Below are 14,328 nucleotides of genomic sequence, written 5' to 3'. Positions count from 1 at the left end.
GCGGTGCCTGCTTCGCGGGTGAACCCGCTCCCACAGGGATCGCGCCAGCTTTCAGATTTGAGTAAGGCAGTTGCTCTTTTGCTGCTAGGCCGGCAGGTGACCGCCGCGCAACCAGTCGATAAACCGCGCAAACAACTCCGACTGCGAGTTGATCTCCAGCTTCAGGTACAGATTCTTGCGGTGCATGCGCACCGTCTCCGGCGAGATGCCCAGCTCCAGCGCGGTGGACTTCACCGAATGCCCACGCAAGATCATGTGCGCCACCTCCCGCTCACGGTCGGTCAGCACCTGGCAGCCGAAACTGTCGAACGCCGCCTGCAGGCTGCCACGCTCCGCCAGTGCGGGGCCGGGCTCCAGATGGTGGCGGGCGTAGCGCCCCAGCAGTTCGCGTACCATCGGCTCCAGCGCGCGCAGCAGGTCGATCTGCCCTGTACCCAGGCGCGTGCCGCTGCAGCCCTGGAACAGGCTCAACGACAACTTGCGGCCAGCGCTGAGGTCGACGATGTAATAGCTGTCTTCACTGCAACCGGTACCCAGGTAGTAGGCCTTGTAGTAGTCGCTGTCGAAGAAGTTGTCCGGGGCGATTTCCTGCAGGTGGTAGAAGCCCTCGGCCAGGCCGCTCTGCACGGCCAGGCAGAACGGGTCGAGCAGGTAGCCGGCAGTGAAGTAGCGCTCCAGCACGGCGGCGCGGTGCAAGTCGGGGATGCCTTGCTGGTACAGCAGTTGCGGTGCCCGCCCCTGGCACTCGAGGCTGATCATCATCGATTCCACCTGCACCAGCTGGCCGATGGCAGCCGCCACGTGCGCCAGCGCCTCGGGCGTTTCGCTGTGGGCCAATGCGCGCTGCAGCGCCGCATGCCATTGCTGCAGCGCACCCAGTGAAAGGGTAAGCGGAGTGTCGGAAGAGGCCTGGGTCATGCCCGGCAGTCTAGCCTGCCAGGCAGGCCCGCGCACAGCCCTTTGCGCCAGGTTCATCGGCCTTGGTACAGGCCAAGCGCCGTGAGTTCGCGCGCGGTTTCGAGGATGCACTGGCGCAGGGTTTCGACGATCTCGTCCACCTGCGCATGGGTGATGATCAATGGCGGTGACATCACGTTCAGGTGCATGATCGGCCGCACCAGCAGCCCATTGGCCTGGGCCTTGCTGTGGATGCGTTCGCCGATGTTCACTTCGTCGGCGAACAGCGCCTTGCTGGCCTTGTCGGCAACGAACTCGACACAGGCCATCAGCTTCATGCAGCGCACATCCCCCACCAGCGGCAGCTCGCGCAGGCTTTGCAGGCGCTGTTCCAGGTAGCCGCCGACGTCCTTGACGTGCTCCAGCAAATGCTCGCGCTCGATGATCTCGATGTTCTTCAGCGCCGCGGTGCAGCACACCGGGTGACCACTGTAGGTGAAACCGTGGGTGAAGCAGCGGCCCTTGCCCGGCTCGGCGATCACTTGCCAGATGCGCTCGGAGAAGATGCACGCCCCCAGCGGCAGGTAGGCCGAAGTCAGGCCCTTGGCGGTAGTGATGATGTCGGGGGTCACGCCGAACAGTTCCTCGCTGGCGAAGAAGGTGCCCAGGCGCCCGAACGAAGTCACCACTTCGTCGGCGACGAACAGGATGTCGTAGGTCTGGCACAGCTGCCACATGCGCTGGAAGTAGCCCTTGGGCGGAATGATCACCCCGCCCGAGCCCATGATCGGCTCGGCGAAGAACGCCGCCACGTTGTCGGCCCCCAGCGAGAGGATCTTCTCCTCGAACTCGGCCACCAGGAAGTCGAGGAACTCGGCCTCGTCCATGTCGTGCGGCGCGCGGTACGGGTTGGGGTTGGACACGTGGTGGATCAGGTCGTGGTGATAATCGAACTCCGGCACCCGGTCAGCGGCCTTGTTGCCGATCGACATGGTCAGCGTGGTGGAGCCGTGGTAGGCGTTGTAGCGGGCGATGATGTGCTTCTTGTGCGACTTGCCACGGCAGTTCTGGTAGTACTGGATCAGCCGGTAGGCAGTGTCGACCGCGGTCGAGCCGCCAGTGGTGAGGAACACATGGTTCAGGTCGCCCGGTGCCAGTTGCGCAAGCTTCTGGCACAGCTCGATGGCCACATCGTTGGCCATGTCGGAGAACGGGTTGGAATAGGCCAGCTGGCGTACCTGGTCGGCGATGGCCAGGGCCATTTCCTCGCGGCCCAGGCCAATGTTGGTGCACCACATGCCGCCGACGGCATCGAGGAAGCGGTTGCCGTAGGTATCGCGGATGTAGGCGCCCTCGCCGGCAACGATGTTCAGCGCGCCTTGCTCGCGGTGCTCATCGAACACGTGGTAGCCGTGCATGTAGTGGGCCTTGTCGGCTTCCACCAGCGGGTCGTGGGCAATGGCGAATGCTTTGCTTGGGGTGGCCATGGGCAGCTCCTTGGCAGTGATCGTTGGGCAGTGTTCAGAAACCGGCCTTGACCGTGCTCCAGACCCGGGTGATGGCGCGCATGTCCTTCGGGCTCTGGGTTTTCTGTGCGAACAAGCGCTCGCGGGTTTGCGCGTCGGGGTAGATGGCCGGGTCCTGGCGGATCTCGTCGCGCACCAGCGCGGTGGCGGCGGCATTGCTGTTGGCGTAGTGGATGTAGTCGGTGACCTTGGCCATGGTCTGCGGCTGCAGCAGGAACTCGATGAAACGGTGGGCGTTGGCCGCGTGCGGCGCATCCTTGGGGATGTACAGGTTGTCGAACCAGATCAGCGAGCCTTCCTGAGGGATGAAGAACGACAGCTTGATGTCCTTCTTCGCTTCCACCGCGCGGGCCTGGGCGGTGGCGTAGTCACCGGACCAGGTCAGGGCCAGGCAGACATCGCCATTGGGCAGGCTGGTGAGGTAGTTGACCGAGTCGAACTTGCGGATGTACGGGCGAATGCCCAACAGCAGTTGTTCGGCCGCCTTGAGGTCGGCCGGCGATGCGCTGCGTGGGTCCTTGCCCAGGTACTGCAGGGCCAGCGGAATGACTTCGGTCGGTGCGTCCATCAGGGTGACGCCGCAGTCGGCGAAGCGCGAGACGATCTTGGGGTCGAACAGCATGGCCAGCGAGCCGATGGGGGCATCGGGCATGCGTGCGGTGATCTTGTCGACGTTGTAGGTTACCCCCGAGCTGCCCCAGGTGTAGGGCGCCGAGTATTTCAGGCCGGGGTCATAGCCTTGCAGGTTGTTCACCACCTGCTGGTCGAGGTTGTGCCAGCTGGGCAGTTGCTGCTTGTCCAGCGCCTGGAACACCCCGGCACTGATCAGCGGGGGTGCCAGGGCAGCGTTGAGCATGACCAGGTCGTAGCCGGAGCGGCCGGTGAGCAGTTTGGTCTGTACCGTTTCGTAGCCGTCGAAGGTGTCGTAGATGACCTTGATGCCGGTGGCCTTCTCGAAGTCGGCCAGGGTGGTTTCGCCGATATAGTCGGTCCAGTTGTACAACCGCAACGTGTTACCGCTGTCCACCTCTGCCGCCTGGGCCAGGCTGGCACCAGACGCCAGCAGCAGACCGCCAATCACCTTCAGTACCTTGCGCATGGCAACTCCATCGTGTGAGTGCTCGGGATCGAGCCGATGGAGGCACTATCGAGGGATTTGCCGAAGGGGGACATACCCCGAATGTGTGGGTGGTCGTTTTTTGGAAGGTGGCGTTGGGAGGGCGGCAGAATGTCGTATGCCGACAGAATTCTGGGGCTGCTTTGCAGCCCTTTCGCGACACAAGGCCGCTCCTACAGGTTGCGCGGATCCTGTAGGAGCGGCCTTGTGTCGCGATGGGCCGCAACGCGGCCCCAGTGGACCGCGCAGGGATAGTCAGGCAAGCGGGTAAAGCGCCTCATCAAACTGCTCCAGGCGCGGGAACACCAGTGGCTGGTCATCCGCCAGCTGCTCCAGGCGCTGCCGATACTGCTGCAGAAAACCCTGCCGCGCCTCATCGCTGATATACGGCACATGCCAGGCCACGAACGGCGGCAGCACCTCGAACCCGACATAGGCCAGCGTGCCGCGCAGGATCGGCCGCAGCATGTCCTCCAGTGGCCCGTGAATGGCTCCATCACCAAACATGTGCTCACGCCCGCCCAGAGTCACGGTCACCAGCGCTTTCTTGCCCGCCAACCCGCCCTGGTCGTAGAAGCGCTTGCCGCCATAGCACACCCCCGACACCAGCACCCGGTCGATCCAGCCCTTGAGCATGGCCGGCGCCGAGAACCAGAAGATCGGGAAGTTCAGCACCAGCAAGTCGGCCCACAGCAGCTTGTCCAGCTCCTGCTGGATATCCGCGGCAAGGGCCCCGCGCTTGACCCCCTGACGCTGCTCCAGGGCATACACCAGATATTCCGGGTTCTCGCGCTGGCTGAAGTCATCGGCGCTGGCCACCGGGTTCCAGCCCATGGCGTACAGGTCGCTGACCTGCACCTGGTGGCCCTGGGCGCGGAAGGTTTCCACGGCCTGGTCACGCAGCGCAGCAGTGAACGATTGCGGCTCGGGGTGAGCATGGACGATCAGTACATTCACAAACATTCTCCTCACACAAAACAGGTTGTCTTCCAGCTGTGGCTCAGCACTGCACCGCTTTCACCTCGACGAACTCCGCCAGGCCCTCCTCGCCCCACTCGCGCCCGTTGCCCGACTGCTTGTAGCCACCGAACGGTGCCTGGTAGTTGAACCCGCCACCGTTGATGAAGCACTGCCCTGCGCGTATCTGCCGCGCCAGGGCCAGACCGTGCTCGCGGCTACCGGCCCACACCGCACTGGACAGGCCGAACGGCGAATCGTTGGCCAGGGCCAGCGCCTGCGCCTCATCGGCATAGGGGATCAGGCACAGCACGGGGCCGAAGATTTCCTCCTGGGCGATACGCATGCGGTTGTCGACGTCGGCGAACAGCGTCGGCGCCACGTAGAAGCCGCGCTCGAAACCGCCTGGCGCATCACCGCCGCACAGCAGGCGAGCGCCCTCCTCCTGCCCCAGGCGAATGTAGTCGAGCACGGTGCGCCGCTGGCCTGCCGAACACATCGGCCCGAGGAAGCTGGCCGGGTCACGCGGGTCACCCATGACCAGCGCACGGGTCTCGGCCTCGGCGATCTCCAGCGCCTCGGCGTAGCGGCTGGCCGGCAGCAGCATGCGGGTCAAGGCCGTGCAGGTCTGCCCCGAGTTGATCATCACGTCCTGCACGCCATGGCGCACCGCCGCGTGCAGGTCGGCATCGGCGGTGATCAGCAGCGGCGACTTGCCGCCCAGCTCCAGGCACACCCGCTTCACCGTCGGCGCGGCCGCCTGGGCCACGCGCACCCCGGCGCCGGTGGAGCCGGTGAACGACACCATGTCCACCTGCGGGTGCCGGGCCAGGGCCTCGCCAACCTTGGCCCCCGGCCCGCTGACCAGGTTGAACACCCCGGCCGGCAGGCCGATGGCCTCGATCATCTCGGCCAGCATGAACGCATGCAGCGGTGTTTCCTGGCTGGGCTTGGCCACCACCGTGCAGCCAGCGGCCAAGGCCGGCGCCAGCTTGCCAATCATCTGGTGCAGCGGGTAGTTCCACGGGTTGATGAACGCGCACACACCAACGGCTTCGCGGTACACCAGCGAGTTGCCGACTTCGCGCACCTCATCCATCAGCCCGGCCAGTTCGGCGTACTGCTCCAGCCCGGCAATCGGGCCCTCCACCTGTACCGCCTGGCACCACTGCACCGGCATGCCCAGCTCATCGGTAATGACCGAGGCCATTTCCGCCGCGCGGCTTTTCAGCTGTGCGGCCAGCGCCGCTATGTACCCGGCGCGAACGCTGGACGCTGTGCGCGACCAGCCATCGAAGGCCCGCCGCGCAGCCATCACCGCCCGTTCGACATCAGCCTCGGCGCCCAGAGGCACGCGGCCGATGGCCTGTTCGGTGGCTGGGTCGATCACCTCGGCCATGCCCTGCCCGCTCGGCACCTGCCAGGCGCCGTCGATGTACAGCCGCGCATACTCACGCATGGGCCTGCCCCTGCATCAATGCGGCGGCGCAGCGGGCGATGCGTCGGCAAGCGTCGGCCAAGGCCTCGTTACCCAATACCAGGCCCAGGCGGATATGCCCGGCAGCGCTGGGGCCGAAGGCTTCGCCGGCGAGCACCGACACGCCCTGGCTGTCGAGCAGGCGATCAGCGAAGGCCTGGGCGCTGAGGCCGGTCTCACGGATGTCGACCATCACGAACATACCGCCATCGGGCTTGAGCACCTTGATGCCCTGGCAGTCGGCCAACTGCTCGCACACCAGGTCGCGACGCTGGCGATAGGCTTCACGCATAGCATCCAGTTCCGGCAGTTGCTGCTCCAGTGCGACCACGGCGGCGTCCTGGATGAAGTCCGGCGAGCCGTACAGCATGCACAGGGCGAGGTTTTCCAGGTGGGAGGCCAGCTCTGCCGAACCGACCACCCAGCCCACCCGCCAGCCGGTCATGGCATGCGACTTCGACAGGCTATTGAGGGTGGCAGTGCGCTCGGCCATGCCCGGCAGGCTGCCAGGGCTGACATGCTCGCCGTCGTACAGCAGCTCGCTGTACACCTCGTCAGAGATCAGCCACAGATCGTGGGCGATGCACAGTTCGGCAAGCGCTTGCCAGGTGGCACGCGGCAGGCTCGCCCCCGAGGGGTTGTGCGGGCTGTTAAGGGCCAGGGCGCGGGTGCGCGGGGTGATGCGCGCGGCCACGTCACGCGGGCACACGCGAAAGCCGTTCTCCGGTTTGACCGGCACCGGCACCACCTTGGCGCCACAGGCCCCGAACACGGCCTCGTAGGTCACGTACATGGGCTCGGCGACAATCACCTCGTCACCCGGGTCGAGCACGCATTGGGCCACGCAGTACAGGGCGCACTGGGCCCCCGCCAGCACCGTCACCTGGTCGGCATCGACGGCCTGGCCGCTGCGCTGCCGGTGGCGGTTGGCGATGGCCTGGCGCAGTGCCAGCTTGCCGCGCACATCGGCGTAGTGGGTGTGGCCCTCGCGCAGGCTGTCGATGGCCGCCTCGACGATCGGCGCGGGGGTGTCGAAGTCCGGGTCACCCACCGACAGCAGCAGGATATCCTTGCCCTCGGCCTGCAGCGCCAGGGCGCGGTAGTGGATGTCCCAGGCCGCGGCCCCGTCGCCGGCGATGCGTTGAGTGAGCTTGGCGTAGCGCATGGCAATCTCCCTTCATTGGCGGTTTCAGTCGACGAGAATCTTCGGGTTGGAACTGCCCCATACGGTGTACAGGTCGGCGAGCAGCGCGCCGTTGATTTCTTCCATCTCGGCCTGGGTGATTTCGCCCCCGGCCTGTTTGCCGAACAGCACTACTTCGTTGCCACCCTTCACATCGGGGAAGTCGGTGACATCGACCATCAACGTGTTCATCGACACCTTGCCCACCACCGGCACACGGTGGCCGTTGATCAGCACATGGCCCTTGTTGGTGAACACCCGGCGATAGCCATCGGAGTAGCCGACGGTGATGTTGGCCAGGCGCGAATCCCGCGTCAGGGTGAAGGTGCGGTCATAGCCGACGGTGTTGCCTGCCGGGTAGCTGTGCACCGCTGCCACGTGCGACTTGAACTGCATGGCACGTTGGTATTCGGTGTGCGTCGGCACGGTGTCGCCGAACAGCGCGCCGCCGGTGCGCACCATGTCCAGGCGCGATTCCGGCACTTCCAGCGTAGCGAAGGAGTTGGCGGCATGCAGGGTGAGCTTGCTGCGATCAAGTTTGGCGTGCTTGATCAGCCAGTCGGTCTGCTCGTTGAACGCTGCCAGGCCCTTGCGCACATCGTCCTTGTCTTCCACGGCGAAGTGGGTCATCAGCGCGACCAGCTCGAGGTGCGTCTGGTCGGTGATCTGCAACGCTTCACCCCGGCCGGACCAAGTGGTCATTTCCACACCGTTGCGGCTCATGCCACTGGAATTGAGCGCCATGTGAATGCGCAGCTTCTTGCCGTGGCGTTCGGCGATGGCATCGAGCTGGCGGGCGAACTCGGCGCTGCCGACCAGTTCCTCCATGTCGTACTGCAAGGCATCTTCCACTTCGCTGAGGCTGGCCAGGCGTACCCGCACCAGTTGCCCGGTGAAGCCGCTGGCGCGGACCACGCGGGCCTCTTCGTTGCTGGCCACCGCCACGCAAGGCACGCCCTGGGCGATGATCGACGGCATGACCAGGCCGATACCGTGGCCATAGGCGTCGGCCTTGAGCACGGCGCACAGCTTGGACTTGCCGCCCAGCTCGGCCTGCAAGGTACGAATGTTGTGTTGCAGCGCGCCGGCACTGATTTCGACCCAGGCGTTGCTGTTCTGCGCGGTCAGGGCAGTGGTGCCGTTGTCCATGGACAGGGGTGGTGCAGCATACAGCGGGGCCTGGCCAGTGATCAGCAGAGCGAGGGATGCAGCCAGGAGAGTACGGCGAAATGGCATGGTGGCTTCTCTTGTTATTCGTGGTGTCTGCCGTTTAGCAGACGCAGGTGTGTTTGAGTTCGATAAAGGTGACGCCGGGCGTGGCGAAACCACTGGCCAGATCGGCCTGCAGCGCGTCCAGGTCACGCGGCTGGCGCACCGCGCAACCGAAAGCACGGGCCAGGCCGATGAAGTCCGGGTTGCGCGGCAGTACGCCGACCGGCTCGATGTCCAGGCCGAGCATGTCGTCGCGGATCTGGCCGAGGGCGTCATTGTTCCACAACAGCACGACCAACGGTCGGTCCAGCTCCTCCACTGCCGTGGCCAGTTCCTGGGCGGTGTAGAGGAAGCCGCCGTCGCCCACCAGCACCAGGCCGGGGCGGTGGTCGCTGGCGAACATGCCGCCGATGCCGGCCGGCAGGCCGTAGCCGAGGGTGCCGTAGCCGGTGGGGTGCAGCCAACTGCGCGGCGCCCGGCTGGCAAAGGCGTAGTTGCCGGTATAGGCAAGCTGGGTCATGTCGCTGCTGATGAAGGCATCATCGGGCAGCACGGCGGCAATGCGGTCGAGAATTGCCTGGTGCACGGCCTGCAGCGGCGCATGCCCGCTGCGAATGGCCTGGCGCAGGCTGGCCACGGCTTCGCTGGCCTGGGCCGGGTCACGGTCCAGCGCTGGCAGGTGCTCGAGCAGGCCGGCCAGGGTTTGCCGGGCATCGCCGTGCAGGGCAATGGCACAGGGGTAGAAGTCGTTGAACTTGCGCGGGTCGATGTCCACGCGCAGCAGCTCGCCACTGATTGGCAGGCGCTCGCGCCAGAAGTCGGTATCGGCCATTTCGGTACCCACTGCCAGCACCACGTCGGCCTGGCTGATCAGCTGCCAGCCGGGCTCGACGCACAGGCTGGCGCCGGCATTCAGTGGCGCGTCCACTGGCAGCAGGCCCTTGCCGGCCACGCTGGTGAACAGTGGCGCTGCCAGCCGGGTGCTCATTTGCTGCAGTTGCTCGGCCGCATGCAATGCCCCACCACCGGCAATGATCATCGGGCGCTTGGCGGCGGCCAGCTTCACGGCGGCCTGGTCGAGGATGTCGCGGCACGGCTGGCCGCGCCCGGGGCGGCGCACCACCTCATCGCTCCAGTCACGACTGACCGGCGCCGCCAGCACGTCCAGCGGCACCGAGATGTGCACCGGGCGCGGCCGTTCGCTGTCGAACACGGCCCAGGCGCGGGCAATCAGTTCGGGCAGGTCGTCGCCGCGCAGGGCCACGGCGGAGAACGCGGTAATCGGCGCGGTCATGGCGCGCTGGTCCTGGGTTTCGTGCAGGCAGCCCCAGCCCTTGCCCAGGCTGGCAGTATGGTTGACGCTGGAAATCACCAGCATCGGAATGGAGTCGGCATAGGCTTGGCCAATGGCAGTGGCGGCATTGGTCACGCCTGGGCCGGTGATGACGAAGCACACCCCTGGTTTGCCGCTTACCCGGGCATAGCCGTCGGCCATGAAGCCGGCGCCCTGCTCGTGGCGGGTGAGTACATGACGGATACCGCTGCCCGGCAGACCACGGTACAGCTCCAGGGTGTGCACGCCGGGGATGCCGAATACCGTCTCCACGCCATAGTTGGCCAGCAGGCGCACCAACGCCTGGCCGGCAGTCTGGGTGGGCTTATTCATCTCGTTCTCCTTGCACTTGGCCGAGGCGGATCAGCGCATCGACCGCGGTGGTGCCGTGGGCACCGACCATCAATGGGTTCACATCCAGCTCCAGCAGTCGCCCGGCGTTTTCGCAGGCGTAGTCGGCCACCGCGCGGATTGCCGCAACCAATGCGTCGAGGTCGGCGGCCGGGCGGCCACGGAAGCCTTGCAGCAGGCTGGCGCTGCGCAGGCTGAGCAGCGCGGCACGGATGGCGTTGTCGGTGGTCGGCAGCAACAGGCTGACGCTGTCCTTGAGTAACTCGACCAGCACGCCACCGGCACCAATCACCAAAGCCAGGGCGAAGTCGTGCTCGCGCTTGATGCCGACGATCAGTTCGGCCAGCGGCGGCTCGGCCATCGGCTCTAGCAGCACCTGGTCGAACGCTACCAGCGGGGCGTAGGCGGCGATGCGCTGGCGCATCTGTACCAGTGCAACCTCCAGGGCGGCAGCATCGCGCAGGTTCAGCGCCACCGCACCGGCTTCGGTCTTGTGCGGCAGTTGCGCGCTGACCGCCTTCAATACCAGCGGATAGCCGACCCGGGTGGCGTCTGCCACAGCGCGCTCGGGTGTACTCAGTACCCCGGCTGGTACTGGCAGGCCGAAGGCACGCAAGGCTTGCTTGGATTGCCATTCGTCCAGCAGCTGGCCCTCGCCCACGAGGGCCTGTGGGCACAGCGGCACCCGCGTAGCCTCACCTTGCTCCAGCAGCCGTTGGCGGTTGCGCTGGTAGGCGACGATGCGGCCCCAGGCTGCCAGGCCATCCTCCACACCCTGCAGGGCGGCGATGCCACGCGCGTGCAAGCGCTCGCGCGCCGAGGCGGGCAATAGCTCCGGGAACGCCGAGGTGACGAAGCCGATCTTGCCGTGGCGTTCCAGCGCATCGCAGTACAGCGCCAGCAGCAGGTCGCATTCCTTGCGTTCGCCGGTGAACGCCGCCGGGTAGTCCAGCACCAGCATGGCCGCGTCGGCTGCACCGCTCAGGGTGCTGTCGAGCATGCGTTGCAGGGCCGCTGCATCACCCCAGATGGCCGTGGTGAAATCCAGCGGGTTGACCAGGTTGGCATAGGCCGGCAGCACCTCGGCCAACTGCGCCACCTGCCCTTGTGCGAGCTGCGGCAGAAGCAACTGGTTGCGCTCGGCATAGTCGGCGATCAAACCGGCATCGCCACCGGAACAAGCCAGGGCGATCAGCTCGCCATTTACCGGCAAGCGCCCACAGGCGGCGGCCTTGAGGGTTTCAACAAAGCTCACCGGACCACTGACGCGGATCACGCCCAGGCGCTGGAACAGGCTGTCGTACAAGGCATCGGAGCCGGACAGCGAGCTGGTGTGGCTGAGCGCCAGTTCGGCGCCTATCTGCGACACACCGGTCTTCAAGGCAATGATCGGCGTGCCCTGCTGCAATGCCTTGCAGGAGGCACGGGCGAAGCCCGGCACGTTCTTCAGGCCTTCCAGGTGCAGGCCGATGGCGGTTACCCGTGGGTCGTCGAGCAGCACGTCCATCAGCTCGGCCACGCCCAGTTGCGCCTGGTTGCCGACCGAGGCCATGTAGGCCACCGGCAGCGAGCGGTCGCTCATCGACAGGTTGTAGGCAAAGTTGCCGCTCTGGGTGAGGATTGCCACGCCCTTCTCCACCTGCTGGCCACCATGGGCTACCGGCCACAGGGCAGCGCCGTGCAGGTAGTCGAGCAGGCCGTAGCAGTTGGGGCCAAGCAAGGCCATGTTGCCGGCGGCGGCGAGCAGGCGCTGCTGTAGCTGGCGGCCCTCCTCGCCGCTTTCGGCGAAGCCCGAGGCATAGCAGATGGCGCCACCGGCGCCGCGTGCGGCCAGTTCGGCAACGCACTGCAAAGTCAGCTCGCGGTTGGTGGCGATGAACACCGCGTCCGGGGCATAGGGCAAGTCGGCCACCCGCGCCACACAGGGGATGCCTTCGAGGCTGTCATGCTGCGGGTTGACCAGCCACAGCTCGCCGCCAAAGCCACCTTCGGCGCAGCGCTTGAGCGCCCGCGCCATGCTGCGCCCGCCGACGAAGGCCAGGTGCCGGGGGGCCAGCAGGCGCTTGAGGTTGTCACGAATCGAATGCGACATGGGTGTTCTCCTGGCGCTCAGCGCAGCAGCGGGCGCAGCAGTTCGCGGGCGATGATGTGTCGCTGGATTTCCGAGGTGCCTTCCCAGATGCGCTCGATACGTGCGTTGCGCCAGATACGCTCGACCGCTCCTTCATCCATCAGGCCCATGCCGCCGAAGATCTGCACGGCTTCGTCGGCAACCTTGCCCAGCACCTCACTGGCGAACAGCTTGGCCATGCCAGCCTCGCCGTCGGTCATGCTGCCCTGGTCCATTTTCCAGGCGGTGTGCAGGGTGAGCATTTCCGCGGCGCGAATCTGTGTGGCCATGTCGGCCAGCTTGAACGACACACCCTGGTAGCTGCCGATGGCCTGGCCGAACTGCTTGCGGTCGGCGGCCCACTGCAGCGACAGGTCGAGGGCACGCTGGGCCTGGCCCACGCAGTTGGCGGCGACCATCACCCGGCCGGCGGTCAGCCAGGCGTTGGCCACTTCCCAGCCCTTGCCGACCTCGCCCAGCACCTTGCTGGCCGGCACCCGGCAGTCGTCGAAGAACAGCTCGTAGGTGTGGTAGCCGCGGTTGCTCACGCACTTGGGGCCGCGGCGGATGGACATGCCCGGGGTGCCCCGGTCGACCAGCAAGGCCGTTACCGCATTGCGCTTGCGCCCGTTGTGCTCGTAGGTATCGGTGACAGCGAAGACGATGGCGAAATCGGCGTGGCCGGCATGGCTGATGAAGTGCTTGCTGCCATTGATGACGAAGTCGTCACCCTGGCGCACGGCACGGGTCTTGATGGCGTTGGCATCAGAGCCGGCGCCCGGCTCGGTGAGGGCAAAGCAGTCGATCTTCTCGCCTTGCACGCAAGGCAACAGGTAGTCGTTGATCTGCTCGTCCTTGCAGGCCATGAGGATTTTCGATGGCCGCGCGACGAACACGTGCAAGGCCCAGGACACCTTGGACAGCTCGCGCTCGATCAGCGCCTGGGACAGATAGTCCAGGCCACCGCCGCCAACTTCCTCGGGCATGTTGAAGGCATAGAACCCGGCGGCGATGGCCTTGCCGCGGATCTGCGCAGCCAGCTCGGGCGACACGGCATCGGCGCGGTCCACTGCCTCCTCATGGGGCAGCAGCTCCTTGGCGACAAAGCTGCGTACCGCTTCCACCAACATTTCTTGTTCTTGGGTCAGTTGGAAATTCATCTGCGAAGGTCCTGGTGAGGGTCGGTTATCGGGTTACTGGCCAGTAAAACGGGGTGCGCGGCGTTCCACCGACGCTTGCAGCGCCTCGGCACCGTCCTGGCTGCGGCCGCACAGCAGGCCGGCCTGGCGCTCGGCTTCCAGCTGTTCGGCCAGGGTGCGCCGGGCACCATCGCGGATCAGCCGCTTGGTTTGCGCATAGGCGAAGGTAGGGCCATTGGCCAGGCGGCCGGCCAGCTCAGCGGCCACGGCGGGCAGTTGCTCATCAGCGCAGACTTCGCTGACCAGCCCGGCCGCCAAGGCACGTTCGGCACCCCACAGTTCATCGAGGAACAACAGGCGCTTGGCCTGCTCGCTGCCGATCAGCCGTGGCAGGTGCCAGCTGGCACCGGCATCGGGGCTGTAGCCCATGCTGGTGTAGCCGGCCTTGAAGCGCGCCGAGGCCGCGGCGACGCGCAGGTCGCAGCACAGGCTGAGGTCCATGCCACCGCCCACGGCGGTGCCGTTGATGGCAGCGATGGTGGGCTTGTCCAGGCTGTGCAGGCGCAACATCAGGGCATGGGCGGTTTCGGTCCAGCCATAGCTTTCCAGGGTGCCCTGGGCCTCGGCCGCGGCCCATTCGGCCAGGTCGGCACCGGCGCAGAAGCTGCGGCCGCTGCCGGTCAGCACCACCACGCGCACGACCGGGTCGCTGTTGCAGGTTTCCAGCAGGGCGTGCAGTTGCTTGAGGGTGGGGATATCCAGCGCGTTGCGCTGCTCGGGGCGGTTGAGGGTGATCCAGGCAACGCCGGCTTCGACCTTGCTCAACAGTGACGACGACGGGGTGGTCATGGGGGGCCTCGGTGTTGTTGTGATGGTTTTGGGAGGGCTTGATGAGGGAGATACTAAACGAGTGTTCAGCAAGGCGGGATGGGCTGTTACAACTTCGCACAACTCGGTTTTTGTTGTTACACCGGGGGTTTTCGCCGTGGCATTTCATAGCCTGTGAGATCGCTCGGCGCTTCGCGG

At 66.0% G+C, this 14,328-nt stretch carries 11 protein-coding genes; all 11 read right to left on the bottom strand.

The genetic code is table 11. The features are described 5' to 3' along the window. Positions 1-84 precede the first annotated feature (84 nt). The gene (locus J5M58_RS23855) at positions 85-918 is read right to left on the bottom strand and encodes a helix-turn-helix transcriptional regulator (RefSeq protein ID WP_243432486.1); all 834 of its coding nucleotides are present in this window, start codon (positions 916-918) and stop codon (positions 85-87) included. A 53-nt stretch (positions 919-971) separates the two neighbouring features. Then, complete coding sequence (locus J5M58_RS23850) at positions 972-2,384, bottom strand: aminotransferase (protein WP_207879829.1); 1,413 nt, start codon at positions 2,382-2,384, stop codon at positions 972-974. Between the two features lie 34 nt (positions 2,385-2,418). Then, a complete protein-coding gene (locus J5M58_RS23845) occupies positions 2,419-3,522 on the bottom strand; it encodes a polyamine ABC transporter substrate-binding protein (protein ID WP_112252681.1) in 1,104 nt (367 codons plus the stop codon). A 273-nt stretch (positions 3,523-3,795) separates the two neighbouring features. Further along, positions 3,796-4,497 carry an NAD(P)H-dependent oxidoreductase gene (locus J5M58_RS23840; RefSeq protein WP_112253233.1) on the bottom strand — a complete coding sequence of 234 codons (702 nt, stop codon included), beginning with the start codon at positions 4,495-4,497 and terminating at the stop codon, positions 3,796-3,798. A 43-nt stretch (positions 4,498-4,540) separates the two neighbouring features. Then, positions 4,541-5,956, bottom strand: coding sequence for an aldehyde dehydrogenase family protein (locus J5M58_RS23835; RefSeq protein WP_207879827.1), 1,416 nt, complete (start codon positions 5,954-5,956; stop codon positions 4,541-4,543). Then, entirely contained in the window at positions 5,949-7,139 is a 1,191-nt protein-coding gene (locus J5M58_RS23830) for a pyridoxal phosphate-dependent aminotransferase (protein WP_207879825.1), read from the bottom strand. The genes J5M58_RS23835 and J5M58_RS23830 overlap by 8 nt, the downstream gene beginning before the upstream one ends. 24 nt (positions 7,140-7,163) lie before the next feature. Next, the gene (gene alr, locus J5M58_RS23825; RefSeq protein ID WP_112252684.1) at positions 7,164-8,393 is read right to left on the bottom strand and encodes an alanine racemase; all 1,230 of its coding nucleotides are present in this window, start codon (positions 8,391-8,393) and stop codon (positions 7,164-7,166) included. A 34-nt stretch (positions 8,394-8,427) separates the two neighbouring features. Next, a complete protein-coding gene (locus J5M58_RS23820; protein ID WP_207879823.1) occupies positions 8,428-10,035 on the bottom strand; it encodes a 5-guanidino-2-oxopentanoate decarboxylase in 1,608 nt (535 codons plus the stop codon). Then, positions 10,028-12,145 (bottom strand): acetate--CoA ligase family protein, encoded by a 2,118-nt coding sequence (locus J5M58_RS23815; RefSeq protein WP_207879822.1) that lies wholly within the window; start codon positions 12,143-12,145, stop codon positions 10,028-10,030. Before J5M58_RS23815 ends, J5M58_RS23820 begins: the two co-directional genes overlap by 8 nt. Positions 12,146-12,162: 17 nt before the next feature. Continuing rightward, the gene (locus tag J5M58_RS23810) at positions 12,163-13,323 is read right to left on the bottom strand and encodes an acyl-CoA dehydrogenase family protein (protein ID WP_207879821.1); all 1,161 of its coding nucleotides are present in this window, start codon (positions 13,321-13,323) and stop codon (positions 12,163-12,165) included. Between the two features lie 33 nt (positions 13,324-13,356). After that, on the bottom strand, positions 13,357-14,151 hold the full coding sequence (locus tag J5M58_RS23805; protein WP_112252688.1) for an enoyl-CoA hydratase/isomerase family protein: 795 nt from the start codon (positions 14,149-14,151) through the stop codon (positions 13,357-13,359). Positions 14,152-14,328: the final 177 nt, after the last annotated feature.

Origin of the sequence: Pseudomonas sp. 32_A (genome assembly GCF_017490905.1) — a bacterium.
Classification (GTDB): domain Bacteria; phylum Pseudomonadota; class Gammaproteobacteria; order Pseudomonadales; family Pseudomonadaceae; genus Aquipseudomonas; species Aquipseudomonas inefficax.
Note: the sequence above shows the minus strand (reverse complement) of the source record. Positions and strands in the feature narration are given on the sequence as shown.